The sequence below is a fragment of the Pseudomonas sp. MIL19 genome (assembly GCF_028680365.1).
Taxonomy (GTDB): Bacteria; Pseudomonadota; Gammaproteobacteria; order Pseudomonadales; family Pseudomonadaceae; genus Aquipseudomonas; species Aquipseudomonas spirodelae.
In genome coordinates this window covers 91920-117985 of record NZ_JAPPVG010000007.1, presented here as the reverse complement: position 1 = coordinate 117985, position 26066 = coordinate 91920, and the positions used below count along the sequence as shown (strand labels likewise).

Here is a 26066-nt window from a genome sequence, read left to right as displayed (position 1 = left end):
GAGGCGGTAAAAAAGGGGCAAATCATGCGGCTGATTTACCCCGGCTGTCACTTGCTGGCGTCGAGCACCACGCGGTAACGCGCTTTACCGGCGCGCAGGTGGTCGATGGCCTCGTTGACCTTACTCATGGGGAAGTGTTCGACCTGCGGCAGGATCTGATGGCGGGCGCAAAATTCGAGCATTTTCGCCATGTTGGCCGGCGAGCCAACGGGCGAGCCGGACAGGCTCTTCTGCTTGGGAATCAGGTTAAACACATGCACCGGAATCGCGCTGGGCACGATGCCGACAAAGTGCAGCCGGCCTTTGCCACGCAGGGTGCCAATCATGGCGTTCCAGTCCAGGTCAGCGCTGGCCGTTACCAGCAGGAAGTCCAGGCTGCCGGCAATCGCTTTCAGCGCAGCGCTGTCGGTGGAAGCGACTACGTTGTGTGCGCCCAAGCGCTTGGCTTCATCCTGCTTGCTCAAGGACGAGGTGAAAGCGGTGACTTCGCAACCCCAGGCATTCAAGAAGCCCAGCGCCAAGTGGCCGAGACCACCGATGCCAACCACGCCGACCTTGTCGGTGGGTTTTACGTCGAAATCCAATAGCGGGCTGAACACCGTGGAGCCGGCGCAGAACAGCGGGCCGACCAGGGCCGGGTCAAGGCCGTCCGGCAGCGGCAGCGCCCAGGCCCAGTGGCTGCGCAAACGGTCGGCAAAACCGCCGTTACTGCCGACAATCGTCGGTTTCACCGTGCCGCAGAGTTGGTGCGCACCTTCCATGCACGAGCTGCAATGCATGCAGCTGCCCTTGTACCAGCCGATGCCCACGCGCTGGCCGAGCTTCAGGCCACGCGCTTGTTCGCCGAGGCGGACGATGGTGCCAACCACTTCATGGCCGGGGATAAAGGGGTAGCGGGCATTGCCCCATTCGTTGTCGATCATCGACTGGTCGGAATGGCAGATGCCGCAATACTCCACCGCCACTTCGACTTCTTCAGCGCCCAGTGGGCCGGGGTCGTAGCTGAACTGTTCGAGGGCGGCGCCAGGGGCTTTGGCAGCCCAGCCGGTAAAGGTATCGACAATCGAATCGGACGAACTCATGACAATTAGCCTCGGTGCGGAGAACAGGACCCAGCCAGCATAGCCGGGTCTACCGAGGGCGTGCGCCTGCATAAGTCTGGCTGATAGTTGTACGGCGGCCTCGGTTACACTGGTCGCCTTGTACGGTTTACCTGGATTACCTATGTCGCGTCCGCCTCGCCCCGCCTCACCGCGTCGTCCCACCGGCAAACCGGCTGTTCGCCGAGTAGCCAAGGCGCCGCCGGCCGAGCCGCGGTTATTGCTGTTGAATAAGCCGTTCGATGTGCTGACCCAGTTCAACGACGAGCAGGGCCGCGCCACCCTCAAGGATTTTGTCGATGTGCCCGGCGTCTATCCGGCTGGCCGTCTGGACCGCGACAGCGAAGGGCTGCTGTTGCTGACCAATGATGGCGGGCTACAGGCCAGGATTGCCGACCCCAAGCACAAGCTGGCAAAAACCTACTGGGTGCAAGTGGAAGGTGAGCCGAGTGAGGCGCAGTTGCAGCAGCTGCGCGATGGCGTGCAATTGAATGACGGGCCCACACTGCCAGCCGAAGCACGCCTGCTAGATGAGCCGCAGCTGTGGGAGCGCAACCCGCCGGTGCGCTTTCGCAAAAGCATTCCGACGGCCTGGCTGGAGTTGGTGATTCGCGAGGGGCGTAATCGCCAGGTGCGGCGCATGACTGCCGCCGTTGGTTTGCCGACCTTGCGCTTGGTGCGGGTGCGTATCGGCCCGTTCAGTCTAGAGGGCTTGCAGCCTGGGCAATGGCGTGAAGTCGCGCCCCGCCTGGAGTGATCAGTAGCCGGCTTTGATCACGGCAATGCCCTTGTCGAGGACTTCATTCCAGGCGCTACGGGTTTCGCTGCAGTATTGCGGATCATGCTCGCCAATGGTCACCAGCAGCGCTTGTTGCCACAGGTCATACAGTCCTGGGCGAATGTCCATGGCCGCGCGTGAATGGCTGCAGCCGAGTGCGCGCAGCTTGGTATCCGGCAGGCCGCGTGCGTGCATCACCAGGTTGAGAATGCCCTGACGCAAGAGCAACTTTTGCCCGCTCATTTCGGTGTTGACGAATTTCTCACGCACCTCTGACGAGCTGGCAAGGAAGTGCCGGTAAAAGCTGTCGAAAAAATCCGGGCTGGCGCAGCAGCGGCCATAGCTTTGCATCACGCGGTCGGTGGCTTTCATGTTTTCTCCAGATAAAAGGCTGTCCAGGCCGCATGACTATGCAGCCGTGAGTCAATTGAGTAGGGCTGGGGCGGTTAGACGCCTTCCAGGCCTGCAATGACGAAAGATTTGATGAGAAAACCCAGTACGCCCAGGCCCAGGGCGAGGAACAGGATCATGGTACCGAAGCGTCCGGCCTTGGATTTCTTCGCCAGGTCCCAGACGATAAACGCCATAAACAACACCAGGCCGCCAACTAGGACGGTCATCATCAGTTCTTCAAACAGCTCGGTTTCCATCGCAACCTCGTTTGGCAAAAACAGACTGTGCCGCCAGCTAGGGCGGGAGGTGGGCGATGCATTTTTATAGTGTGAGCGCGAGGCTCTTATGGGCGGGTCGCACAAGGCACAGCAGCAAGCCGGCGATTATACGCCGTTGCGTGGCTGTGCCGCGATGTGCGTTTACTCGCAGAACGAGATCAGGTTCGCAGGTGTTGTAATGGCAGTTGGGTGCTGGAAAGGATCTGCTGCAGCACAAAGCTGGAGCGCACACTGGATACGCCCTCGATACGGGTCAGCGTGCCCAGTAGCAATTGTTGGTAGTGATCCATGTCCGGCACCACCACTTTGAGCTGATAGTCCGCGTCCATCCCGGTGACCAGGCAGCATTCGAGCACCTGCGGGCATTTGCGGATTTCTTCCTGAAAATGCTCGAAGCGCTCCGGGGTGTGTTTGTCCATGCCGATCAGCACGTAGGCCGTTAGCGTTAAGCCGAGCTGTTTGCGGTCGAGCAGGGCGACCTGGCCGAGGATATAACCGTCGTCTTCAAGCTGTTTGACTCGGCGCGAACAGGGCGAGGGCGATAGGCCGATGCGTTCGGCTAGGTCCTGGTTGGACAGCGTGGCGTCGCGCTGCAATTCGGCGAGGATATTCAGGTCGTAACGATCAAGTCTGTTCATCTTTGCGATGCTTTCGTTATTAGATTGTGCTGAATGATGCGCTTGCAGTGATTAATTGCGCAAGTGGTGGTTATGTTAGCAATGTTCGCAATCTTTCACTGCGTCGGCAGGCGTAAGCTTTACCTCAACTTCAAGGCCCGGACGATACGTCCAGCCGCCTCGCCCAATCAGGTGAGCGGTCGCCGCCGATCCCACCGGATCGTCACGGCACCCGGGTCCGCACTGCCCAATCAGGCAGGCGAAGAAAAGGCGTTATCATCGCCACAATGACGGACACGCAAAAAAGGGAGGCCTGCAGGCCTCCCTTTTTTGTGCCTGGCTTTCTATTGCGTCAAGCGCTTGGCTGCTGACCAGCAGCGGCTGGCGAGCCTTGTTGCGGCGCTTTGACCACGCTGCTGGGGTCGGCATGTACCAGCACTTCAGCCCGCGGAAACTCGCTGCGAATCGCCGCTTCAACCTGCTCGCAGAGGTGGTGTGCCTGCTGCAGGCTTAGCTCGCCAGGTAGCTCCGCATGCAGCTGGACGAACCAGTGTGTACCAGACAGCCGCGTGCGTAAATCATGCACGCCCAATACACCGGGCACCGCACAGGCCAGTGCATGCATCTGCGCGCTGATCTGCGGGTCGAGTTCTTTGTCCATCAATACTGTCGCGGCTTCGCGGGCGATGCTGACGGCGCTCCAGAAGATATACAGGGCAATGCCGATACCGAAGAGCGCATCCAGTTGTGGCCAGCCGTAACTGGCCAGCAGCAGTGCCAACAGGATGCTGCTGTTAAGGAGCAGGTCCGAGCGGTAGTGCAGCGAGTCAGCACGAATCGCCGTGGAGCCGGTTTCGCGGACAACATGGTGTTGAAACAGCAACAGGGCAACGGTCATCGCCAGTGACAGCAGCATCACCGCAATGCCCAGGGCGGGCGCGCCAATCGGCTCAGGGTGCAGCAGGCGATCGATGGCGTGGCTACCTACCAGCACTGCGCTGGCCCCGATAAACAGGGCCTGACCCAAGCCGGCAAGCGCTTCGGCCTTGCCGTGGCCGTAACGATGGTCCTCATCAGCCGGCCGCAAGGCGTAGTGCACAGCAATCAGGTTGAGCAGTGAGGCAGCGCCGTCGAGCAACGAGTCGGTCAGGCCTGCCAGCAGGCTCACCGAGCCGCTGAGCCACCAGGCAATGGCTTTGGCCAGCGCCAGGGTGAGTGCAGTTGCCAATGCGGCGAAGGTCGCCAGGCGCATCAGGCGGGCATGGGGCAGCGATATGTTCACGGGCTATCCAAGGTGCTGGGCGTTCTGCCAGATTTACGCGAAACAAGCTAAGCGCAGCTGTGCGGCTGCGGTTTAGGCGGCCGGACGCAGGCCGTAAGCGGCCAGTTGCTCGACGTTGCCACTGTGTTGAGTCAGGCGTGGGTCATTCAGGGGCAGGCTATGGCCGGTCTGCACTTCGATCAGCGCCTTGAGCTTGAGCGGATCAACCTTGCCGTTGGCATCGACTACCTGTTGCAAGTCTTCAGGTGCAAGTTGAGCCGATTGTCCGCCGGGTAGGTAAATCGCGCCGGTGGTAAAGTCGATCGCGAAGGCGATCAGCCCGGGCAATACAAAAAAGAGGATGCCAATAGCATTCATTGCGGCGACCGCTGGGTCGATGCGGCCTTCGATCTGGCCGCGTCGCTCTGGGTAGAACAAGGTGCCGCAGGCGGTCAGTTGGGTGAACAGCGCGGCGATGAGCAGGCTGCCGATCACACGGGTCTTGGTACGCATTGAGCATCTCCTAGGGAAAAGTGGCGCAACTATAGCAATGCCCTCCGCGCAATACCGCTGCATCAGGTGTCGCGGCTGCATTTAGTCCGGGGCAATGGCTGTAGCTCAGACAGCAGCAATGCCTTACAGGTTCGCCGTTATAATCGTGCGCCTTGAATGGAGCCCGCATGAATTCCCTGCCTATCGATGTTTTGCTGCCTGAGTTGTGTGCGGCCCTGGCCCAGCGTGACGAGGCGGTGCTGGAGGCGCCACCCGGCGCCGGCAAGACCACCCGCGTGCCGCTGGCGCTGTTGCAGCAGCCCTGGCTGGCCGGGCAAACCATCATCATGCTTGAGCCGCGGCGGCTAGCGGCGCGGGCTGCAGCTGAGCGGCTAGCCAGTGAGCTGGGTGAAGCGGTGGGGGACACCGTGGGTTATCGCATTCGCCTGGACAGCAAGGTCGGCCCGCGTACCCGTATTGAAGTGGTCACCGAAGGCATCCTGGCGCGGCGCCTGCAGGACGACCCGGCGCTGGAAGGCGTTGGCCTGGTCATCTTTGACGAATTCCATGAGCGCAATTTGGACGCTGACCTGGCGCTGGCGTTGTGCCTGAATGGCCGGGCGATGTTCCGCGGCGCGGACTCCGGCGAGTTGCCGCTGAAGGTGCTGCTGATGTCGGCGACCCTGGAGGGCGAGCGGCTGGCCGGTTTACTCGGTGATGCCCCGGTGCTGCGCAGCGAAGGGCGCATGTTCCCGGTGGATATCCGCTGGGGCGCGCCCTGGCAGGCGGGCGAGTGGCTGGAACCGAAAGTGCTGCAGACGGTGTTGCAGGCATTGGCCGATGAGCCGGGCAGCGTGCTGGTGTTTCTGCCGGGGCAGGCGGAGATTCGCCGGGTCAATGAGCAACTGGCCGAAGCGCTGTCCGGCCGTCGCGATATTTTGCTCTGTCCGCTGCATGGCGAACTGGACCTCAGTGCCCAGCGTGCGGCCATCGAACCGGCGCCTGCCGGGCTGCGCAAGGTGGTGCTGGCGACCAATATCGCCGAGACCAGCCTGACCATCGATGGCGTGCGGGTGGTGATCGATGCTGGGCTGGCGCGGGTGCCGCGATTTGATCCGAACAGTGGCATGACGCGCCTGGATACCCAGCGCATTTCTCGCGCTTCTGCCACTCAGCGTGGCGGCCGGGCGGGGCGTTTGCAGCCGGGCGTGTGTTACCGCTTATGGTCGCAGGCGCAGCACGAACAATTGGCCGCTTATGGCACGGCGGAAATGCTCCAAGCCGACCTCGCCGGGCTGGCGCTGCAGCTGGTGCGCTGGGGCGTGCAGCCGGCCGAGCTGGTTTGGCTGGATCCGCCCCCTGCAGCCGCCTATGCCCAGGCGTTGGAGTTGTTGGGGCGGCTGGGTGCGGTGGATGCTCTGGGCAAACTGACCGCTCACGGTCAGGCGATGGCCGAACTGCCGACTCATCCACGCATCGCTCATCTACTGCTGCGCGGTCAGGCGCTGGGCCTGGGGCCATTGGCCTGTGATCTGGCAGCCTTGCTCGGCGAGCGCGACATTCTGCGTGGCGCGGGGGCTGATCTGCACAGTCGGCTGGCCCTCCTGGCTGGGGAGACGCCTGGCGCCCAGCGGAACGCCGCCCGAGGCGGCGTGCAGCGGGCCCGGCAATTGGCTCGGCAGATTCAGGGTTATCTCAAGCACAGGCCCAGCCCGCAGGCAGTCAGTGATCCTGAGCATCCACGCTGGCTCGGTGCGTTGCTGGCTTTTGCCTACCCGGACCGGATCGCTCAGCAGCGCCGTGCCGGTGGCGCGGAATATCGCCTGGCCAATGGCCGGGCGGCGCTGTTTGCCGAGGTCGATGGGCTGATGAAGCACAGTTGGCTGGTGGTGGCTGACCTGGGCAGTCGTCAGGGCCAGCGTGAAGAGCGCATTTACCTGGCCGCCGAGCTGGAATCGCAGCTGTTCGAGGGCGTGCTGGCCGAGCAGGTCAGCAACCTGGACGTGCTGGATTGGGATGAACGCGAAGGCGCCCTGCGCGCCGAGCGCCAGCGCAAGGTCGGTGAACTGGTGCTGTCGCGTGAGCCGCTCACAGGCCTCACTACCCAGCAACGCAGCCTTGCCTTGCTGGGGTTGGTGCGACGTAAGGGCTTGGCGCTGCTGCCCTGGACGCCAGAGCTGCGCCAATGGCAAGCGCGGGTGACCCTGCTGCGCGGGCTGGATATGGCCAGCAAAGACGCCAGCGAGTGGCCGGATGTCAGTGATGCCGCCTTGCTGGCGACGCTGGAAGGCTGGCTGCAGCCCTATCTGGATAACGTCACCCGGCTCAGCCATTTCGCCAATCTGGACTTGCCCAGCCTGCTGCTTAATCTGTTGCCCTGGCCGTTGCCGCAGCGCCTGGATGAGCTGGCGCCGCGCAGTGTGCAGGTGCCTTCCGGCTCGCGCATTAGCCTGGATTACAACGAGCACCCACCGGTGCTGGCGGTGCGCTTGCAGGAGTTGTTTGGCTTGGCCGATACGCCGCGCATTGCCGGCGGCCGCCAGGTGGTCAAGTTGCACCTGCTATCGCCGGCGCGGCGGCCGGTGCAGGTGACTCAGGATCTGGCCAACTTCTGGCGCAGCACCTATGCCGAAGTGAAGAAGGATTTAAAAGGCAGGTACCCCAAGCATTACTGGCCGGATGATCCCTTGATTGCAGAACCCACTGCGCGAGCTAAGCCGCGTAAGTAGGTTTAAGGCAGGCGTAGGTTCTCGCCAGCAGCCTGCAACTCTTCATAGGCGCGATCCAGTGCATCACGCAGCGCTTCGGCCCCTGGCGCGTGGCTGGAGACGATCAATTTCAGTGGAATACGCTGCAGCTCCACATACGGCAGCTCGGGCATACCCAGGCGTTTGCGCGCCTGCTCCACTGGGGTCTGATAGTCGAGGAGGAAGTCACCACGACGCCGCTGAAGCATTTCCAGTGCGGCGGTGTGGGTGCCGGTGCGGTGTTGCTCTACGGCCAGCTGCGGGTCGTTGAGCATCTGGTTGATCGGCTGCCAGTAGGTGTAGCCACTGATCATGATCACTCCGCGGCCTTTGAGGTCTTCAGGCAGGCGCGGCATCAGGGTGTCGTGGCGAAAATACAGGTTGAGGATGATTTCGCTTAGCTGGGTGCGGGCCTCTAGGGTGTGTTCGCGCAGCTCCACTTTACCCGGTGCCCCAGGCCAAACCTGCACGCTGCCATCCTGCAGGGCGTTGTAAAGACGCGCGCTGGGGTAGGAGCGGAACTCGCCACGGTACCCAGCATGCTCCAGCAGGCGTTTACTCAGTTGCAGGATGGTGCCCTTGGGAAGCCCCTGACTGTCGGTGTAGGAGTAGGGTGGAAATTCGTAATAACCGACCTGCACCAACGGCCGGGTGTCGTTGGTGGTGGCAGCGTGGCTAAGCCCGCAGAAGAACGCTGCGAACAGCGCAAGGCAGAGAGATCGTGGCATTAAGTGATTACGTATTGCGGCTATCTGCCGTCTTTTCGTTATAAAACTGTCACATATGGCGAGTATGGCTAACTGCTGGCGCTGTTGTCTAGCGCAATACTGCAAACCTTAGTTCATGGCCGGTAACGCTCGTACGTGATTAGCGCTCTGCACGGGGGTATTAAGGGGTGAACTATGCTGAGCGAACGAGCATGCCGCTGGTGAATGTCGGCAGCGCATGCCCCTTTGCCTGGGAGGTTTTATGGAAACGCCAACGATTGCCCAACGTAACCCTTATGCGGTTACAGTCACCGCCGGCCAGGATTATTTCTGGTGCCGATGCGGGCGCAGCGCTTCGCAGCCTTTTTGTGATGGGCAGCATAAAGGCAGTGCTTTTACCCCGCTGAAATACCATGCGGACGAAGACGCGACCCTGTACTTCTGTGGCTGCAAGCACACGCAAACGCCGCCCTGTTGCGATGGCAGCCATAACAGGTTGTAGTAAGGACTTTGCCGTAACGGGGTTGGTGGCAGGTTATGTACCGCAAGGTGTTCGCCAATAAAGTATTCGACCGCAAGGTTGTGCTGATTACCGGTGGCTGTGCCGGCATCGGCCGGGCCTTGGCCATTCGCTTGGCCCAGGCCGGGGCGCGTCTGGTGATTTTTGACCTGCAGCAGCAGGCGCTCGACAGCCTAGTGCAGCACCTGGCGGATCACCACAACGCCGAGGCGTTGGGCGTGCTCTGTGATGTTGCGGATGCCGTGGCGGTGGAGCGGGCGATGGCCCTGACTGTTGAGCGTTTTGGCGGTGTTGATGTGTTGGTCAATAACGCCGGGGTCACTCACCGCAGCAGTTTTGCCGACACCGAGCTGGCGGTGTTCCAGCGGATTATGGCGGTCAATTATTTTGGTGCGTTGCATTGCACCAAGGCCGCGCTGCCTAGCCTGATCGCCCGTGGCGGGCAGATCATCGTGCTCAGTTCGCTGTCGGGTTTTGCGCCGCTGCTCTATCGCAGCGCCTACAACGCCAGCAAGCATGCGCTGCATGGATTGTTTGAAACCCTGCGTTATGAGCTGAAAGGCTCCGGGGTCAATGTGATGCTGGTGTGCCCGGGTTTTACGGCCACCGATCTGCGCAAGAATGCCTTGGTTGGCGATGGCTCGGTGGCGGCGCAGCCGCCGTTGGCGATGGGCAAGGTGGCGTCAGCGCAGGATGTCGCCGAGGCGATTTATCAGGGCGCGCTGAAGCGTCGGCGTCTGTTGGTGTTGTCGAATGTCGACTGGCGCGCGCGGGTGCTGGCGCGGTTCTTCCCGCGGGTGTTTGAGCGCGTGCTGTTGCCGCGCTTGTCTGGCCTGAAACCTCAGCGCGCGGGGCGCTCCTGATGCCAGGCACGCCGCGTTCAGGTTTTGCCACATCACTCGATATCGGGCTGGCTGCTGCGCAGCATAAACAGGCGAAATAGCACGACGCTGGAAAACAGCTGGAGAAAGCGGCTGGTGCAGTCCAGTAATAGGCTGGCCAGGGCATTGTTGGCGATGAGCGCGTTGGACTGACTCCAGCCGTCGAGCAGCCACAGCGGCAGCATGACAATCAGGATGCAGCCGAGCATGGGCCAGAAATAACCGCTGCTCATCTCGAAGCTTGTATGCAGCGCTTTCATTGGGCCCAGGCCACGCAGGACCAACAGGTACTCGGCAAACGCCAGTTTGACCATCAGCCAGAGCCCCGGCAGCACAAATAACGATGCGCCAAGCAAAATAGCCAGGGTGTTGAGCCCTGCCAGTACAGCAAAGCTTGGCCACAGGCGCAGGCTTGCGGCGAGCAGGTCGCGGGCAGGTGGTTGCACGCCTTGGCTGCGTGCATCGAGAAACAAAATCAGCGCGGCGCTGTAGAGCGGGTAGAACAACAGGCCGGCGAGCAGGCGCCAGAGCGCTGCAGACTCGGCTGCGACTAAGCCGCTGACCTGTTGCAGCAGCAAGCCTTCGAGCACGATCAACGGCAGGCACAGGCGGGTAATCGCCGCCAGGTTGTGGGTGAAGAAATACCAGGCGTCACGCAATACAAAGAACAGGTTCATGATGGGCCGCGTTGAGGAAGGCAGCCGCCACTTTAGCCGATTGCTCCAGGGCCTCCAATTGATGCCGGCGCTGCCTGCATTGATCTTCAGGCATACTGCCCGGCGCTTATTGCCCTGTTATGAGGATTGCCGGTGAAGAAGATCGCCGTATTCGCCGATGTACAGAACCTCTATTACACCGTGCGCCAGGCCTATGGTTGCCACTTCAATTACGCCGCGTTGTGGGCTGATATCAGCCAGCACGGGCAGATTGTCGAGGCTTACGCCTATGCCATCGATCGCGGTGATCAGAAGCAGCAGCAGTTTCAGCAGATCCTGCGCAACCTCGGTTTTACCGTCAAACTCAAACCCTATATCCAACGCAGCGATGGCTCGGCCAAGGGTGATTGGGATGTGGGCATTACCATCGACATCATGGACGCCGCGCCGCGTGTCGATGGGGTGGTGCTGGCCTCGGGTGATGGTGATTTCGACCTGCTGCTGGAGAAAATTCGCAGCAGTCATGGTGTCGAGGCTGTCGCCTATGGCGTGCCGGGCCTGACTGCGCAATCGCTGGTGCGCGCGGCGAGCCGTTATGTGCCGATTGAAGGCAGCTTGTTGCTGAGAAACTGATCAATGCTTGCAGATTCCATCGCGGTACTCGACTTCGAAACCACTGGCATGTCGCCTGCTCAGCAGGCCCGCGCAACTGAGATCGGGGTGGTGATAGTCGAGGGCGGGCAGATCGTCGCTCGTTATCAAAGCCTGATGAACAGCGGTGCCTGGGTGCCGCCCTTTATCGAGCAGCTCACCGGTATTAGCAATGCCATGTTGCGCACGGCACCGCCTGCCGCGCAGGTGATGCAGGAGGTGGCGGCGTTTGTCGGCGATCGCCCGTTGCTGGCGCACAACGCCAGCTTCGACCAGAAGTTCTGGGATGCCGAGCTGGCGCTGATTCGTCGTCAGCGGGTGCAGCCGTTTGCCTGTTCACTGTTGTTGTCGCGTCGCCTGTTACCGATGGCACCGAGCCACAAACTGGGCAATCTCAACCGCTGGGCGGGCTTGCCGGATACCGGCCAGGCGCACCGGGCGCTGGCCGATGCGGAGATGGCCGCCAACCTGACCTGCTTTATGGCGGCGCTGCTGCGTGAGCGTCATGGCATAGCCGATATTTCCCATGAGCTGCTGTGTAATCTGCAGCGAGTGCCGGCGGCCAAGATGTCTCAGGCGTTGCAGAAAATACGCGATCACGCGCGTGGCTGAAGTGACGCCTTCGTACCTTGTTACATCTGGGTGCCGAGTTGTGTGCGGGACTGAATTAAGCTGAGCAAACGCTTATCTCGGCGTTTCTCAGCAGAGGCATCAAGCATGTTTGGTTTGTTTAAAAGCGATCCCGCAAAGAAGTTGCGCAAGCAATACAGCGCCAAGTTGGAAGAAGCCATGCAGGCTCAACGCAACGGCGATATCCGCAGTTACGCCACGCTGAGCGAAGAGGCGCAGGCGTTGTGGGTTCAGCTTGAGCCGCTGGAACGCGATAAACCCTGACTGTTGGGGGAATGAAAAAGGCTGCCCTGGGCAGCCTTTTGCGTTTTGGCGGTGTTCAGTCTGAGCGTTGAGCGGCGACCTTATGCGTGGCTGTCCTTGTGTTGGAACTGCCGGCGGTACTGGTTGGGTGATAGCTCTGTGTGTTGGCGGAATAGCCGGGCGAAGAAGCTGGCATCGTCGTAGCCCACCTCATAGCTGATGGTCTTGATGCTTTTGCGGGTGGCGCTGAGTAGGCCTTTGGCCGTTTCGATGCGCAGGCGCTGCAGGTAATGCAGAGGTTTATCGCCCGTGGCCGTCTGAAAACGCCGCATAAAATTGCGAATGCTCATGCCGTGTTCGCGGGCGACATCCTCGAAACGGAATTTGTCGGCGAAGTGACCTTCCAGCCACTGCTGGATCTGCAGAATCGTCATGTCGTGGTGCAACTTCTGCCCGCCAAAGCCAATGCGCCCGGGGGCGTAGTTGCGTTGCACTTCATAGAGGATGTCGCGGGCCACGCCCTGGGCTACGTTAGCGCCGCAGAAGCGCTCGATTAAGTAGATGTACAAGTCGCAGGCCGAGGTGGTACCGCCGGCGCAGTACAGGTTGTCGGCATCGGACAGGTGTTTCTCTTGGTTGAGCAGCACCCTGGGGAAGCGCTCGGTGAACTCGTTAAAAAACCGCCAGTAAGTGGTCGCTTCCTTGCCGTCGAGCAGGCCGGCCTGGGCCATCCAAAATACGCCGGTGGCTTCGCCGCAAATCACGCTGCCGGCAGCATGGCGCTGTTTGAGCCAGCTGAGCACCTGCGGATGGCGCTGGCACAGCGCGTCGAAGTCATCCCAGAAGGCCGGCAGAATGATCACGTCGGCATCTTCCAGTGCGCCATCGACTGGGATCAGTACATCGCTGAAGCTGCGCACCGGCAGACCGTCGGGGCTGACCAGGTGGATCTCGAAGGTCGGCGTCAGGCCCAGGCCTTGCTGTTTGCCGTAGCGCAGGCTGGCCATGTGGAAGAAATCCTTGGCTTGCATCAGCGTCGAGGCAAATACGCCTTCGGTGGCCAGGATGCTGACGCGGTGCAGCGGCGCTGGTGACGAAATCAACATAAATATTGTTCTTATAGGGGCTAAGTGGTCATGAGCTGGCTGGATCGTCTTATTTATTGGCGCTTGTGTCCAGTGTGACCAAGCGTTTGCTTGGCTAAAGTCGAGGCCATGCTAAAAACGACTCACTCAGTAGGTGTAGCCATGATCCCTAGAACGATTTTCAGCCCTGAACACGAACAGTTTCGCGACAGTGTGCGCAAGTTTCTTGAGCGGGAAGCTGTGCCATTCCATCAGCAGTGGGAGAAGGATGGCCACATCGATCGTGCGCTGTGGAACAAGGCCGGGGAGGCGGGGATGCTTTGCTCGCATCTTCCTGAAGAGTACGGCGGCATGGCGGCGGATTTTCTCTACAGCACGGTGGTGATCGAGGAGGTAGGGCGCCTGGGCCTGACCGGCATCGGTTTCTCGCTGCACTCCGACATCGTTGCTCCTTACATCCTGCATTACGGCAGCGAGGCGCAAAAACAGCATTACCTGCCCAAGTTGGTATCCGGTGAAATGGTGACCGCTATCGCCATGACTGAGCCAGGTGCCGGTTCTGACCTGCAGGGCGTTAAAACCACAGCGGTGCTGGATGGCGACGATTATGTGATCAATGGCTCGAAGACTTTTATCACCAATGGCTTTCTCGCTGACCTTGTGATTGTCGTGGCCAAAACGGACCCAAAAGCCGGCGCCAAGGGCACCAGTCTGTTTTTGGTGGAAGCCAATACGCCGGGTTTCTCCAAGGGCAAGCGCCTGGAAAAAGTCGGGATGAAGGCGCAGGACACCTCCGAGCTGTTCTTTCAGGATGTGCGCGTGCCTAAGGAAAACCTGTTGGGCCAGGCCGGTATGGGGTTCGCTTATCTGATGCAGGAGCTGCCACAAGAGCGCCTGACTGTCGGTGTGGGGGCGTTATCGTCGGCCGAGGCGGCGTTGCAGTGGACGCTGGAGTACACCCGCGAGCGCAAGGCGTTCGGCAAGGCGATTGGCGACTTCCAGAACACCCGTTTCAAATTGGCAGAAATGGCCACGGAAATTCAAATCGGTCGCGTATTTGTCGATCGCTGCCTGGAGCTGCACCTGCAAGGCAAGTTAGATGTGCCGACTGCGGCGATGCTCAAATACTGGGGCACCGACCTGCAGTGCAAGGTGCTGGATGAGTGCGTGCAGCTGCACGGCGGCTACGGCTATATGTGGGAATACCCGGTAGCGCGCGCCTGGGCTGATGCGCGGGTGCAGCGCATTTATGCGGGCACCAACGAGATTATGAAAGAGATCATCGCGCGTTCGCTGTAATCGTTTGCTGAATAAAAAGAGCCCGGCAATTGCCGGGCTTGTTCGTGCTGCTGTGCCGATCAGGGCGCTGGGTTGGGTTGGGCTTTGTGAATCGCCTCGATCCCCACCAGGACCTCGGCCGAAAGTGTCAGCTCGCTGCTGGCCAGGTTGCTATTCAATTGCTCCAAGCTGGTCGCGCCGATGATATTGCTGGTGACGAACGGCTGCGCCGTGACAAACGCCAGCGCCATTTGCGCCGGATCCAGGCCGTGCTCGCGCGCCAGGGCGACATAGCGTGCGCAGGCGCTTTCCGATTCCGGGTTGGTGTAGCGGGTAAAGCGGCTGAATAGGCTGATCCGCGCGTCAGCTGGGCGGGCGCCGCCCTCGTACTTGCCGCTGAGCATGCCGAAGGCCAGAGGCGAGTAGGCCAGCAGGCCGCACTGCTCGCGGATGGCGATTTCTGCCAAGCCCACTTCAAAACTGCGGTTGAGCAGGTTGTAAGGGTTCTGGATCGATACGCTGCGCGGCCAGCCGCGTTGTTCAGCCAGCTGGAGAAATTTCATGGTGCCCCAGGGGGTTTCATTGGACAGGCCGATATGGCGGATTTTACCGGCCTTGACCTGCTCGTCGAGGGCTTCGAGGGTGTCTTCCAGTGGGGTGAACTCACTGTCCTGGTGGTGATAGCCGAGTTGGCCGAAGTAATTGGTTGGGCGCTCTGGCCAGTGCAGTTGGTAGAGGTCAATCCAGTCAGTCTGTAGGCGCTTGAGGCTGGCATCCAGCGCGGCGACGATGTGCGCGCGGTTGTGTTTGAGTTGGCCGTCACGGATATGGTTGATGCCGTTGCCAGGGCCGGCAATCTTGCTGGCCAGCACCCAGTCAGCGCGGTCTCCGCGTTGTTTGAAGTAATCACCGATGATTTGTTCGGTCTTGCTGAAGGTTTCGGCGCGCGGCGGGACCGGGTACATCTCAGCGGTGTCGATAAAATTTATGCCGTAAGCCTTGGCGCGTTCGATCTGGGCGATGCCCTCGTCGGCGCTGTTCTGTTCGCCCCAGGTCATGGTGCCGAGGCACAGGCTGCTGACCTTGATATCAGTGCGGCCGAGTTGGCGATAATCCATTGCAAGCTCCTTAAAACGATGTGTTGGCGTAAGCGTGTTGAAATTCTCCGCGAAATCTGCATAATTGCGCACCTCTTTCTGCAGTGGAAGTGATGCGCCGCCTGCCGAAGAATCTTGCCGTATTACGGACGCGCTGACCCGAGCCCCCGATAGCGCCTGTTTTCGGCTGCCTTTGACCTTGTCAAAGTACGCACTATTCAGTAAGATCCGCCGTCTTATTTATCAGGGCGGCCCCTGAGGCTATAAAGAATGAAAACTTTTACTGCTAAACCGGAAACAGTTAAGCGCGACTGGTTTGTCGTCGACGCTGCAGGTCAGACCCTGGGTCGTCTGGCTACCGAAGTTGCAAGCCGTCTGCGTGGCAAGCACAAGCCTGAATACACTCCGCACGTTGATACCGGTGACTACATCGTCATCATCAACGCTGAGCAGATTCGCGTTACCGGTGCCAAGACCACTGACAAAATGTACTACTCCCACTCCGGTTTCCCGGGCGGCATTAAGTCGATCAACTTCGAGAAGTTGATCGCTAAAGCCCCTGAGCGCGTGATCGAGACCGCGGTTAAAGGCATGCTGCCTAAGAACCCGCTGGGTCGCGACATGTATCGTAAGCTGAAAGTGTATGCGGGCGCTGCTCACCCCCACACTGCTCAGCAGCCCCAAGAACTGAAGTTTTAACGGAATAGTTCATTATGTCGGCGACTCAAAATTACGGCACTGGCCGTCGCAAGACTGCAACCGCTCGCGTTTTCCTGCGTGCGGGCACTGGCAAAATCTCCATCAACAACCGCACTCTTGACGGTTTCTTCGGTCGCGAAACTGCCCGCATGGTAGTTCGTCAGCCGCTAGAGCTGGTTGAGATGACCGAGAAGTTTGATGTGTTCATCACCGTTGTTGGCGGTGGTGTTAGTGGTCAAGCTGGCGCAATCCGCCACGGTATCACTCGCGCTCTGATGGACTACGACGAAGCTCTGCGTCCTGCACTGCGTAAAGCTGGCTTCGTAACTCGCGATGCCCGTGAAGTTGAACGTAAGAAGGTTGGTCTGCGTAAAGCGCGTAAGCGTCCGCAGTACTCCAAGCGTTAATTCGCGACCTGCGTTCAAAAAAACGCCCAGCTTCCTATCGGAGCTGGGCGTTTTTTATGGGTGATTATTTACTCTGCGGCATCATGCCGCATCCGCGAATGGCCTGATTTGTAAGGGGTTGCGCCTGCTCTGTATGGGTAATTACCTTGTCAGTAGAGGGGCTTTTCTTTACCATTTGGCAAATTTTTTGCGCGACTCGATTTTTACCTAGTATAGGCCTGACCAACAGGCCATAAAGCTGATGGGAGACGACTGAATGAGCAATGACGGCGTGAATGCAGGCCGGCGTCGCTTCCTGGTAGCGGCCACCTCTGTGGTGGGTGCTGCAGGAGCGGTGGGTGCCGCGGTCCCGTTCGTGGGGTCCTGGTTCCCTAGTGCCAAGGCTAAAGCTGCCGGAGCACCCGTTAAGGTGAACGTCAGCAAAATTGAGCCTGGCCAGCAGATGGTTGCGGAGTGGCGGGGGCAGCCGGTGTTTATCGTGCGCCGTACTGAGGAAATCCTCAGTAACTTGGTGAAAATCGAAGGGCAGCTCGCTGACTTCGACTCCAAGGCGTCCGAACAGCCGGGTTATGTCGACCCGAAAACCCGTTCGATCAAGCCGGAGTTGTTGCTCTTGGTAGGTCTGTGTACTCACCTGGGTTGTGCGCCGTCCTTCCGTCCGGAAGTCGCGCCTGCAGATTTGGGTGCGGACTGGGTCGGTGGTTATTTTTGCCCATGCCACGGTTCGCGTTATGACCTCGCCGGTCGCGTCTACAAGGGCCAGCCTGCGCCCCTGAACCTGCCGGTTCCGCCGTATACGTACGAGACGGATGATGTGGTCATCATCGGTGTGGATCAGGAGAAAGCGTCATGAGTAAATTCATGGAATGGGTCGATGCGCGCTTTCCCGCGACCAAAATGTGGGAAGACCATCTCGCCAAATACTATGCACCAAAGAACTTCAACTTCTTCTACTTCTTCGGCTCCCTGGCTCTGCTGGTATTGGTCAATCAGATCGTTACCGGTGTCTGGCTGACCATGAGCTACAACCCGTCGGCTGAAGAGGCGTTTGCTTCAGTCGAATACATCATGCGTGATGTGGAGTACGGCTGGATTCTTCGCTATCTGCACTCTACGGGTGCTTCGGCATTCTTCGTTGTGGTCTATCTGCACATGTTCCGCGGCCTGCTCTACGGCTCGTATCAGAAGCCGCGCGAGCTGGTGTGGATCTTCGGCATGTTGATCTACCTGATGCTGATGGCTGAAGCCTTCATGGGCTACTTGCTGCCGTGGGGCCAGATGTCCTACTGGGGTGCCCAGGTGATCATCTCGCTGTTCGGTGCCATTCCGGTGATTGGTGCGGACCTGACTCAGTGGATTCGTGGCGACTACCTGATCTCCGGTATTACCCTGAACCGCTTCTTTGCCTTGCACGTGGTGGCGCTGCCCATCGTGATTCTTGGTTTGGTGGTGCTGCACATTTTGGCGTTGCACGAGGTTGGCTCGAACAACCCGGATGGCGTTGATATCAAGAAGAAAAAAGATGAGAACGGCGTTCCGCTCGACGGCATCGCGTTCCACCCGTACTACACCGTTAAAGATATCGTCGGTGTTGTAGTCTTCTTGTTTATCTTCTGCTTCGTGATCTTCTTCTTCCCGGAAATGGGTGGTTATTTCCTCGAGAAGCCGAACTTTGAAGCGGCTAACCCGTTCAAGACGCCTGCGCACATTGCTCCGGTTTGGTACTTCACACCGTTCTACGCAATCCTGCGTGCGGTCCCTGACAAGCTGCTGGGTGTAATCGCCATGGGCGCAGCTATCGCGGTGTTGTTTGTGCTGCCATGGTTGGACCGTAGTCCGGTCAAGTCGATGCGCTACAAGGGGTGGATGAGCAAGATCTGGTTGCTGATCTTCTGTGTGTCCTTCGTGATTCTGGGTGTGTTGGGTGTGTTGTCGCCGACACCAGGTCGTACGTTGCTGTCGCAGGTGTGTACCTTCCTGTACTTCGCGTACTTCATCCTGATGCCGTTCTACACCAAACTCGAGAAGACCAAACCGGTTCCGGAAAGGGTGACTGGCTGATGAAAAAGCATTTTGCAGCACTAATTATTGCGCTTCTGCCAACCTTTGGCTTTGCCGCCTCTGTTGCTGAGTATCCGCTGGACAAGGTTGATATTGATCTGACCGATAAAGCAGCTTTGCAGGATGGTGCGCGTACCTTCGCTAACTACTGCATGGGTTGCCATTCGGCCAAATACCAGCGTTATGAGCGTGTCGCCAATGATCTGGGGATCCCGCATGACGTCATGCTGGATAATCTGGTTTTCAATGACTCGAAAATTGGCGATCACATGAAGATCGGCATGCAGCCTTCCGATGCCAAGGCTTGGTTCGGCGCTGCGCCGCCCGACCTGACTCTGGTTGCTCGTGTGCGTGGTAACGATTGGTTGTACACCTACCTGCGGACCTTCTATGAAGACACCGCGCGTCCATTGGGTGCCAACAACAAGGTGTTCCCGAACGTGGGTATGCCGAACGTGTTGGTGGGGTTGCAGGGTCGTCAGTACATCGGTTGTAAGCAGGTTCAGGTGGTTGAGGATGGCAAGAAGCTATTCGATCCGCTGACGGGTACGCCGATTACTCATGAGGCTTGCGATCAGCTGACCATCGAGCCAAAGACCGGTGCGCTGAGCACTGAAGAGTTTGACGAGAAGATCCAGAACCTGGTGACCTTCCTCGCTTACTCGGCCAACCCGGTTAAATTGCAAAGTCAGCGTATCGGTACTTACGTTCTGCTGTATCTTGCCTTCTTCTTCGTGTTCGCCTATCTGCTTAAGCGCGAGTACTGGAAGGACGTGCATTAAACCGTTGCATCTCCGCTGTTGACCTGCGCGCCCCTTTGGGCGCGCAGGTCTTTCTGCTTTACATAACTTTATAAGCGAGGAGGACCGCCATGGGCGTGACCAATCGGTTGGCCTGTTACTCCGACCCCGCCGACCACTATTCCCACCGCGTACGCATTGTGCTCGCCGAGAAGGGTGTCAGCGCCGAAATCATCAGTGTCGAAAAGGGCCGCTATCCGGCCGGTCTGCTGGAGGTTAATCCCTACGCCAGCCTACCTACACTGGTGGATCGCGATTTGGCTCTGTATGAGTCAACAGTGGTGATGGAATACCTGGATGAGCGCTACCCGCATCCGCCGTTATTGCCGGTGTATCCGGTGGCTCGTGCCAATAGCCGTCTGCTGATTCATCGCATTCAGCGTGACTGGTGCGCGCAGGTGGACCTGATTCTTGATTCGCGCAGCAAAGAGCCGGCTCGTGCCCTGGCGCGTAAAGAGCTGCGTGAAAGCCTGACCGGCGTATCGCCGCTGTTTGCCGATAAGGCGTATTTCCTCAGTGAAGAGTTGAGCCTGGTGGATTGCTGCCTGCTGCCGATCCTGTGGCGTTTACCTGTGCTGGGTATAGAGCTGCCAAAGCCGGCTAAGCCGCTGTTGGACTACATGGATCGCCAGTTTGCCCGTGAAGCGTTCCAGGCCAGTCTGTCGCCTGCTGAACGTGATATGCGTTAGCCCGAGGAGGTAGAGATGAAGTCGAGTCGTCCTTATCTGGTGCGTGCTCTCTATGAGTGGATCGTGGAAAACGACTGCACCCCGCACTTACTGGTTAATGCCGAGTACCCGGGCGTGCAAGTGCCTAGCGGTTTTGCCAGTGATGGGCAGATCGTTCTGAACGTTTCGCCCACTGCTGTGCGTCACCTGCATATGGATAACGAGGCGGTCAGCTTTGAAGGGCGCTTTGCCGGGGTTCCGCAGCGCCTGTATGTCCCCGCAGCCGCCGTGCTGGCGATCTATGCGCGGGAAAATGGTCAGGGCATGGTCTTTGATTCGGAGTCGTCGATGCTCGACGGTGGCGAAATCGATGATCCGGATGATCAGGGGCCGCCTGATGGTGAGCCGCCGCGTCCAAGTGGTCGGCCAAGTCTTAAAGTGGTCAAGTAAACAAAAAGGCGATCCTAGGATCGCCTTTTTTATTGCGGTGAAGCGGGTGCACTTGCTGTTGCGGCTATCAGTTGGTGTACTGGAACAGCTTTACCACTTTCTGTACGCCAGACACGCTTTGCACCAGGTTGGTGGCGTGGGTGGCTTCGGCTTGCGAGACCAGGCCGAGCATAAACACGACGCCGTTCTCGGTGATGACCTTGATGCGTGAGCCCGGCACATTGCTGTCAGCAAGCATCTGCGTCTTGATGCGGCTGGTCAGTAGCGAGTCATTGCTGCGTGCCAGCAGTGACGTTGGCTGCATAACCTGCAGTTCGTTGTGCACCTTGCTGACATTGTTGACCCTGCGGGCGGCTTGTTCGGCGAGGCCTTTAAGCTCGTTGCGCGGTGTTTGCCCGGCCAGTAGCACCACCCCGTTATAGCTGGTGACGACGATGTGTGAGGTCGGGCTGGTCAGATCGATGTGCGCGCTGGCCACGCGGGAGCTCACTTCCGGAGCAATAAACTGGTCGTCAATCTTGTTGCCGACACTGCGGTTGCCACAGCCGGCTAGGGCGAGGGTCAGTGCAAGTGTGGCTAGGAGCAGAGGTGAGCGGCTCATTCGTCACTCCCAAACAGTTGGCAGTCGATTAGGTCGCACAGGCAGTGAATGGCCAGCAGGTGGACTTCCTGCACGCGTGCGGTGACTTTTGATGGGACGCGGATTTCAACGTCTTCTGGCAGTAACAGTGAGGCCATGCCGCCGCCGTCGCGTCCTGTGAGGGCCACTACGGTCATTTCGCGGTCGTGGGCTGCCTGGATCGCCTGAATCACATTGGCCGAATTACCGCTGGTAGAGATCGCCAGCAGCACGTCGCCGGGTTGGCCCAGGGCGCGAATCTGCTTGGAGAAAATTTCGTTGTAGCTGTAATCGTTGGCAATCGAGGTAATGGTCGAGCTGTCAGTAGTCAGGGCAATGGCTGGCAGGCTCGGGCGCTCGCGCTCAAAGCGATTAAGCAGTTCGGAGGAAAAATGCTGAGCATCGCCGGCCGAGCCGCCATTGCCGCAGGTGAGAATCTTGCCCTCGCTGAGCAGGGCCTGGACCATGGCCTGGCTGCCTTGCTCGATAACGGGGATGAGCACTTCCATAGCCTGCTGCTTGGTTTCAATGCTGGCTTGGAACAGGTGGCGAATACGGGCTTGCATATCCATTGGAGATATAACCTTCAGTGGGGCGTCTGTTCAGGTATCAAAGGCGTTTTGAATCCAGTCCAGTTTCGCGGGGGCTTGGCTGTCGGCGGTTATGGCAATCACATCAAAACGGCATGGGTACTTGGCCCACCGTGATTCTTTTTGCAGGAAGTGCTGGGCCGCGCGGCTGAGTTTCTCACGTTTGCGTGCATCCACGCTCTCTGCCGCACCGCCCCAGGCGCTATGGCGCCGATAGCGAACTTCTACGAATACTACTGTATCGGCGTCGAGCATGACCAGATCGAGCTCGCCGAGCCGGCAGCGCCAGTTCTGCGCCAGTAGGCGCAGGCCGTGCTGCTCAAGATGTTGTCGTGCCAGGGCTTCGGCAGCATCTCCGCATTGTTGCGCGCTAGTGCGTTCGGTCAATTGAGGCGATCAGGCAGCGGTTGCACTTGGCCATCACGGAATTCGGCCCAGGGTAATTGCCGCTCAATACGTTGTGTTGGGCTTAGGCTAAGCGTGCCGGTCAGGCCTTGCAGGCGGGTGTCCGGCAGGGCTTTGAGCTGGTTCAGGCGCGGGGTGAGCAGGTAGGCGTCTGCGCCCATTGCGTATAGGCGTCCAAGGCTGGTGCCGGCTTGCGGCCATTGTGCGCTGGCTTGTTGGCGTAGAGGATCGTTGACGTTGAGCAGCCAGGGCGTCTCGCAGAACATGATGCCGTTGAGGTCAAGGTACTGCGCCTGGTTATGGGTGCCGGTAAACAGGTGCGAGGTGGCGTACACCGGTACATCGCCGGCGTATTGGAAGGCCAGGGTCGGTTTGATCTGTTGGGCTTGCTGTGGGGTTGCGGCGAGGAAGATAAAGTCCACGTCGCGGCGGCGCGAAGGGGTCGCTGCTACAGCTGTACCCAGGGTGTTCTGCAGGCGCTTGCCGCGGGCTTCGCTTTCGCGCAGTTGGAATAGCTCGGCGATCTGCCGCGCCAGCTCAACCGGCTGGTCGACATGCTCGGCGGCGATCAGGGTGCCGCCTTGGGCTTGCCAGTCTTGGCGGAAGGCGGCAAGTACGCGGTCGCCCCATTCGCCCGCAGGCACTAGGGCGACTGCGCGACGCATGCCTTCAGCCCAGGCGCGACGTGCCACTTCGCGTGCTTCGTCCTCGGCCGCTAGGCCGAATTGGAATAGCTGGGCTGGGCCTTCCTGGGCACCTTCGCTGTAGTTCAGGGCGAGGGTGGTAATGGGCAGTTGTTCGCGGCTGTTCAGTTGGCTGACCAGGTTTTTTTCCAGTGGGCCGATCACCAGTTGCACGCCGGCGGCTTGGGCTTGGGCGTAGAAAGCGTCCATTGAGCCAATGCGTGAACTGTCAAACAGCTGGATGTTGGGCGGGTTCTGCCCGGCTTGCTGTGCTTGATAGTGAGCGGCCAGGAAGCCGTCACGCAGGGCGCGGGCGACGCTGGCCAGTTGACCATCCTGTGGCAACAGTAGGGCGATCTCGGTTAGCGGTTGGCTGGAGAGTTTTTTTAGCTCGACCAGCGGTTGAGGGAGCTGCTGGGCGGCCGGGTGCTGAGGGTTTTGTTCAATCCAAGTGTCGATGGCTGCCTGCTGTTGCTCCAGCGTTGCGGCGTTTTTGATGGTGCGTGCGAGCGCCAACCAGTCGTCTAGATCGGTATCACCACTCGCTTGCAGCTCCGTCAGTGGCAAGCTGGAAACCAGGCTCCAGATCGCTTCGTTATTTTGTAGCGCGCTTGTGCCGCTGAGCAGGGGGGCAATAAAGGCGCGCTCGCGGGCGGCAGAGAGAGTCTGCCCGGTGGCTTGCAAGGCGCTGGCGCGGACGAGCTGGCTGCGCACTTGTTGCTCAACAGGCAGCTCACCGAGACGTTCCATGCTCGGGTGGCTCAGAGCGCGCAGGGCCGCTTTGGGTTTGTTGTTGTGCATGTCCAGTTCGGCGCGCAGGGTGCTGGCAAAAATCTGCTGGGCTGGGCTTAGGCTTTCCAGCGATACCTGCTGGAGAGTGCTACTGGCGCGGGCGAAGTCCTTTTGTGTGTACGCCAGGTCGGCTGCTGACAAACGCAGCGATGCGGCCTGTTCAATTGGGCTCTGCGCCGCTTGCTGCAGCAGTTGTTCGATGCTGGCTTGCGGTGTGCGCGGCAGCTCTCCCAATGTTGATGAGGGTGTGCTGGCGCAGGCGGCGAGTAGACCGGCAAGGCAGAGGGCGGAAAGGGGGCGCAGGCAGGCGATCATGTAAGCGTTCCTGATACTTGATCAAATTGAGCGTCGAATTGTACCCAAGCCCGCCGGGTGACGCGATGTCGAAGGTTGGAAACGGGCTACAATGCGCGCTTTGCTGATTTTGAGAGGCCAGTGCTGTGACCCCTTCCGCTGCTGCGAATTCGCCCCTGGGCAGTCTTTATGTGGTTGCCACGCCGATAGGCAACCTGGATGACATCAGTGCGCGGGCGCTGAATATCCTGCGCAGCGTTGCTCTGGTCGCCGCAGAGGACACCCGTCATTCGGCGCGGCTGATGCAGCATTTCGGTATCGGTACGCCGCTGGCGGCCTGTCATGAGCACAACGAGCGTGACCAGGGTGGGCGTTTTCTCGCGCGTCTGTTAGCCGGTGAGGATGTCGCGCTGATCTCTGATGCGGGTACGCCGCTGATTTCTGATCCGGGCTATCACCTGGTGCGCCAGGCGCGTGCAGCTGGAGTTGCGGTGGTGCCTGTGCCAGGTGCTTGTGCGCTGATTGCCGCGTTGTCTGCCGCGGGCTTGCCGTCCGATCGGTTTATTTTTGAGGGTTTTCTGCCGGCCAAAGCGGCTGGGCGGAGAGCTCGGCTTGAGCAGGTAAAAGAAGAGCCGCGCACGCTGATTTTCTATGAGGCGCCGCATCGCATCCTCGAATGCCTGCAGGATATGCAGGTGGTGTTCGGTGATGAACGTCCAGCGTTGCTGGCTCGCGAACTGACCAAGACCTTCGAAACGCTTAAAGGTATGCCACTCGCTGAACTGGCCGCTTGGGTGGCAGCTGATAGCAATCAGCAGCGCGGCGAGTGTGTGGTGTTGGTGGCGGGCTGGCAGGCACCGGAAGGCGAGGAGGCGGTGAGCAGCGAGGCGCTGCGTGTGCTGAACCTGCTGTTGGCGGAAATGCCGCTCAAGCGCGCGGCGGCATTGGCGGCGGAGATCACTGGGGTGCGTAAAAACGTGCTTTATCAGGCGGCGCTTGAGCAGCAAAAAGACCTTTAATCCTTGTTCTGTAAGGCGTGTGCCGTTAATCTTGCCGGCGGAGAGTCGATCGGACAGTCGCTGCCGTGTTGCGTTCTGCGTAATGCGGGGGAGGAAAGTCCGGGCTCCATAGGGCGGAGTGCCAGGTAACGCCTGGGAGGCGTGAGCCTACGGAAAGTGCCACAGAAAATAACCGCCTAAGCACTTCGGTGCCGGTAAGGGTGAAAAGGTGCGGTAAGAGCGCACCGCACGACTGGTAACAGTTCGTGGCTAGGCAAACCCCACTCGGAGCAAGACCAAATAGGGTTCCATTGGCGTGGCCCGCGCTGGAACCGGGTAGGTTGCTAAAGGCGTGCAGTGATGTACGTCGTAGAGGAATGGCTGTCCTCGACAGAACCCGGCTTACAGATCGACTCTCCACCTTCCCCTCTTCTGCGCTTCAATGTTTTGCCTCCTTTCTAATACCGAAAAAATCTTACTCTTAACAAACTACTTTAACTTTGAAGTTCAGTGCCCTGTATTGGCTTGTTTTTGCGTTCGCGCCTTCAGGTTATTTCTCCGTTTACCCCCTCGCTATGCTCGCTAAATCGCCGTTCTATAAGGAGTTTTCCCGCTATGGGTGCCTTGACGGTGGGGGGCGTGCGTTCCTATAGTGTGCGCGAGTGGCAAGAAGTGGCATAAAGTGGGTTTCTTAGGCACGGATAGCCAATAAAAAGGGGAAGCGCGATCGTGTTTCGCGGAGCAAACGCCATCAGTCTCGACGCCAAAGGGCGGCTCGCGATGCCAAGTCGGTATCGGGATGAGCTTGTGTCGCGTTGTGCTGGCCAGCTTATTGTCACGATTGATGCCATCGACCCCTGCCTGTGTGTCTATCCGTTGTCTGAGTGGGAGCTGATTGAAGCCAAGCTCCGTGAGCTCGCCTCATTCCGTGAAGAAAACCGCCGCTTGCAGCGTTTGCTGATCGGCAATGCTGTTGACCTTGAGCTGGACGCCAGTGGGCGCTTTCTGGTGCCGCCGCGTTTACGCGAGTACGCCAAGCTGGATAAGCGCGTGATGCTGGTTGGCCAACTCAATAAATTCCAACTGTGGGATGAAGATGCCTGGAATGCCGTGGCCGATGCCGATTTGGCCGCGATCAAGCAACCGGGTGCTTTGTCCGACGACTTACGTGATTTGATCCTGTGAC

General features: G+C 59.4%; 31 protein-coding genes and 1 other RNA gene. 18 read left to right on the top strand and 14 right to left on the bottom strand.

All coding sequences use genetic code 11. From position 1 onward, the window contains the following. Positions 1–47: 47 nt before the first annotated feature. Positions 48–1082 (bottom strand): NADPH-dependent aldehyde reductase Ahr, encoded by a 1035-nt coding sequence (ahr, locus tag N1078_RS07295; RefSeq protein ID WP_274087540.1) that lies wholly within the window; start codon positions 1080–1082, stop codon positions 48–50. A gap of 142 nt (positions 1083–1224) precedes the next feature. Here ahr and N1078_RS07290 point away from each other — a divergent pair, with 142 nt between their 5' ends. After that, positions 1225–1857, top strand: a complete 633-nt coding sequence (locus N1078_RS07290) for a pseudouridine synthase (RefSeq protein WP_274087539.1) — start codon at positions 1225–1227, stop codon at positions 1855–1857. On the opposite strand, the gene N1078_RS07285 is transcribed toward N1078_RS07290, so the two are convergent. The 5 genes from N1078_RS07285 to N1078_RS07265 form a co-directional block, all read right to left on the bottom strand. After that, complete coding sequence (locus N1078_RS07285; protein WP_274087538.1) at positions 1858–2250, bottom strand: globin; 393 nt, start codon at positions 2248–2250, stop codon at positions 1858–1860. Positions 2251–2324: 74 nt separating this feature from the next. Next, entirely contained in the window at positions 2325–2528 is a 204-nt protein-coding gene (locus tag N1078_RS07280) for a DUF2788 domain-containing protein (RefSeq protein ID WP_274087537.1), read from the bottom strand. A 179-nt stretch (positions 2529–2707) separates the two neighbouring features. Then, positions 2708–3187: an Lrp/AsnC family transcriptional regulator gene (locus N1078_RS07275; protein ID WP_274087536.1), complete on the bottom strand. Its 480-nt coding sequence runs from the start codon at positions 3185–3187 to the stop codon at positions 2708–2710. A 331-nt stretch (positions 3188–3518) separates the two neighbouring features. Beyond that, positions 3519–4418 (bottom strand): cation diffusion facilitator family transporter, encoded by a 900-nt coding sequence (locus N1078_RS07270; RefSeq protein WP_411912081.1) that lies wholly within the window; start codon positions 4416–4418, stop codon positions 3519–3521. 102 nt (positions 4419–4520) lie between these two features. After that, positions 4521–4940 carry a polyribonucleotide nucleotidyltransferase gene (locus N1078_RS07265; protein ID WP_274087534.1) on the bottom strand — a complete coding sequence of 140 codons (420 nt, stop codon included), beginning with the start codon at positions 4938–4940 and terminating at the stop codon, positions 4521–4523. Positions 4941–5107: 167 nt separating this feature from the next. Between N1078_RS07265 and hrpB the strand changes: the two genes are divergently transcribed. Next, entirely contained in the window at positions 5108–7648 is a 2541-nt protein-coding gene (hrpB, locus tag N1078_RS07260) for an ATP-dependent helicase HrpB (protein ID WP_274087533.1), read from the top strand. 2 nt (positions 7649–7650) lie between these two features. On the opposite strand, the gene N1078_RS07255 is transcribed toward hrpB, so the two are convergent. Next, the gene (locus N1078_RS07255) at positions 7651–8394 is read right to left on the bottom strand and encodes a substrate-binding periplasmic protein (RefSeq protein WP_274087532.1); all 744 of its coding nucleotides are present in this window, start codon (positions 8392–8394) and stop codon (positions 7651–7653) included. 241 nt (positions 8395–8635) lie between these two features. On the opposite strand from N1078_RS07255, the gene N1078_RS07250 reads away from it, so the two are divergent. Both N1078_RS07250 and N1078_RS07245 read left to right on the top strand, forming a co-directional pair. Next, entirely contained in the window at positions 8636–8875 is a 240-nt protein-coding gene (locus N1078_RS07250) for a CDGSH iron-sulfur domain-containing protein (RefSeq protein WP_274087531.1), read from the top strand. A 35-nt stretch (positions 8876–8910) separates the two neighbouring features. Beyond that, on the top strand, positions 8911–9756 hold the full coding sequence (locus tag N1078_RS07245; protein ID WP_274087530.1) for an SDR family oxidoreductase: 846 nt from the start codon (positions 8911–8913) through the stop codon (positions 9754–9756). 32 nt (positions 9757–9788) lie between these two features. Here the strand turns inward: N1078_RS07245 and N1078_RS07240 are convergent, their stop codons facing one another. Beyond that, positions 9789–10451, bottom strand: coding sequence for a hypothetical protein (locus tag N1078_RS07240; RefSeq protein WP_274087529.1), 663 nt, complete (start codon positions 10449–10451; stop codon positions 9789–9791). 132 nt (positions 10452–10583) lie between these two features. Between N1078_RS07240 and N1078_RS07235 the strand changes: the two genes are divergently transcribed. From N1078_RS07235 to N1078_RS07225, 3 genes are all read left to right on the top strand, one after another. After that, positions 10584–11063: an NYN domain-containing protein gene (locus tag N1078_RS07235; RefSeq protein WP_274087528.1), complete on the top strand. Its 480-nt coding sequence runs from the start codon at positions 10584–10586 to the stop codon at positions 11061–11063. 3 nt (positions 11064–11066) lie between these two features. Further along, positions 11067–11693, top strand: a complete 627-nt coding sequence (locus N1078_RS07230) for a 3'-5' exonuclease (protein ID WP_274087527.1) — start codon at positions 11067–11069, stop codon at positions 11691–11693. A gap of 105 nt (positions 11694–11798) precedes the next feature. After that, positions 11799–11975, top strand: coding sequence for a DUF6435 family protein (locus tag N1078_RS07225; RefSeq protein ID WP_274087526.1), 177 nt, complete (start codon positions 11799–11801; stop codon positions 11973–11975). A gap of 80 nt (positions 11976–12055) precedes the next feature. Here N1078_RS07225 and N1078_RS07220 read toward each other — a convergent pair whose 3' ends face one another. Continuing rightward, the gene (locus N1078_RS07220) at positions 12056–12961 is read right to left on the bottom strand and encodes a GlxA family transcriptional regulator (protein WP_274087575.1); all 906 of its coding nucleotides are present in this window, start codon (positions 12959–12961) and stop codon (positions 12056–12058) included. A gap of 240 nt (positions 12962–13201) precedes the next feature. Here N1078_RS07220 and N1078_RS07215 point away from each other — a divergent pair, with 240 nt between their 5' ends. Beyond that, positions 13202–14338, top strand: coding sequence for an acyl-CoA dehydrogenase family protein (locus tag N1078_RS07215; RefSeq protein WP_274087525.1), 1137 nt, complete (start codon positions 13202–13204; stop codon positions 14336–14338). A 59-nt stretch (positions 14339–14397) separates the two neighbouring features. Here the strand turns inward: N1078_RS07215 and N1078_RS07210 are convergent, their stop codons facing one another. Then, complete coding sequence (locus N1078_RS07210) at positions 14398–15435, bottom strand: NADP(H)-dependent aldo-keto reductase (RefSeq protein ID WP_274087524.1); 1038 nt, start codon at positions 15433–15435, stop codon at positions 14398–14400. Positions 15436–15684: 249 nt separating this feature from the next. On the opposite strand from N1078_RS07210, the gene rplM reads away from it, so the two are divergent. The 7 genes from rplM (at position 15685) to N1078_RS07175 (ending at position 20499) form a co-directional block, all read left to right on the top strand. Continuing rightward, positions 15685–16113, top strand: a complete 429-nt coding sequence (rplM, locus tag N1078_RS07205) for a 50S ribosomal protein L13 (RefSeq protein ID WP_090249152.1) — start codon at positions 15685–15687, stop codon at positions 16111–16113. A 14-nt stretch (positions 16114–16127) separates the two neighbouring features. After that, the gene (rpsI, locus tag N1078_RS07200; protein ID WP_274087523.1) at positions 16128–16520 is read left to right on the top strand and encodes a 30S ribosomal protein S9; all 393 of its coding nucleotides are present in this window, start codon (positions 16128–16130) and stop codon (positions 16518–16520) included. Positions 16521–16776: 256 nt separating this feature from the next. Further along, complete coding sequence (gene petA / locus N1078_RS07195; RefSeq protein WP_274087522.1) at positions 16777–17373, top strand: ubiquinol-cytochrome c reductase iron-sulfur subunit; 597 nt, start codon at positions 16777–16779, stop codon at positions 17371–17373. After that, positions 17370–18581 (top strand): cytochrome b, encoded by a 1212-nt coding sequence (locus N1078_RS07190; RefSeq protein ID WP_274087521.1) that lies wholly within the window; start codon positions 17370–17372, stop codon positions 18579–18581. The genes petA and N1078_RS07190 overlap by 4 nt, the downstream gene beginning before the upstream one ends. Beyond that, positions 18581–19363 carry a cytochrome c1 gene (locus N1078_RS07185; protein WP_274087520.1) on the top strand — a complete coding sequence of 261 codons (783 nt, stop codon included), beginning with the start codon at positions 18581–18583 and terminating at the stop codon, positions 19361–19363. Before N1078_RS07190 ends, N1078_RS07185 begins: the two co-directional genes overlap by 1 nt. Before the next feature lie 89 nt (positions 19364–19452). After that, entirely contained in the window at positions 19453–20070 is a 618-nt protein-coding gene (locus N1078_RS07180; protein ID WP_274087519.1) for a glutathione S-transferase N-terminal domain-containing protein, read from the top strand. Between the two features lie 15 nt (positions 20071–20085). Next, a complete protein-coding gene (locus tag N1078_RS07175; protein WP_274087518.1) occupies positions 20086–20499 on the top strand; it encodes a ClpXP protease specificity-enhancing factor in 414 nt (137 codons plus the stop codon). A 67-nt stretch (positions 20500–20566) separates the two neighbouring features. Here the strand turns inward: N1078_RS07175 and N1078_RS07170 are convergent, their stop codons facing one another. From N1078_RS07170 to N1078_RS07155, 4 genes are read right to left on the bottom strand one after another with little or no spacing between them, the layout of a single operon-like run. Next, on the bottom strand, positions 20567–21100 hold the full coding sequence (locus N1078_RS07170; RefSeq protein WP_274087517.1) for a BON domain-containing protein: 534 nt from the start codon (positions 21098–21100) through the stop codon (positions 20567–20569). After that, a complete protein-coding gene (locus N1078_RS07165) occupies positions 21097–21690 on the bottom strand; it encodes a phosphoheptose isomerase (RefSeq protein ID WP_274087516.1) in 594 nt (197 codons plus the stop codon). Before N1078_RS07165 ends, N1078_RS07170 begins: the two co-directional genes overlap by 4 nt. A gap of 30 nt (positions 21691–21720) precedes the next feature. Continuing rightward, positions 21721–22095 carry a YraN family protein gene (locus tag N1078_RS07160; protein WP_274087515.1) on the bottom strand — a complete coding sequence of 125 codons (375 nt, stop codon included), beginning with the start codon at positions 22093–22095 and terminating at the stop codon, positions 21721–21723. Then, positions 22092–23903 carry a penicillin-binding protein activator gene (locus N1078_RS07155; protein WP_274087514.1) on the bottom strand — a complete coding sequence of 604 codons (1812 nt, stop codon included), beginning with the start codon at positions 23901–23903 and terminating at the stop codon, positions 22092–22094. Before N1078_RS07155 ends, N1078_RS07160 begins: the two co-directional genes overlap by 4 nt. Before the next feature lie 155 nt (positions 23904–24058). Here N1078_RS07155 and rsmI point away from each other — a divergent pair, with 155 nt between their 5' ends. From rsmI to mraZ, 3 genes are all read left to right on the top strand, one after another. Continuing rightward, positions 24059–24901, top strand: coding sequence for a 16S rRNA (cytidine(1402)-2'-O)-methyltransferase (rsmI, locus tag N1078_RS07150; protein ID WP_274087574.1), 843 nt, complete (start codon positions 24059–24061; stop codon positions 24899–24901). 41 nt (positions 24902–24942) lie between these two features. Further along, positions 24943–25301, top strand: an RNA gene (gene rnpB / locus N1078_RS07145) — RNase P RNA component class A. 308 nt (positions 25302–25609) lie between these two features. After that, on the top strand, positions 25610–26065 hold the full coding sequence (mraZ, locus tag N1078_RS07140; RefSeq protein ID WP_274087513.1) for a division/cell wall cluster transcriptional repressor MraZ: 456 nt from the start codon (positions 25610–25612) through the stop codon (positions 26063–26065). The last annotated feature ends 1 nt before the right edge of the window (position 26066 follow it).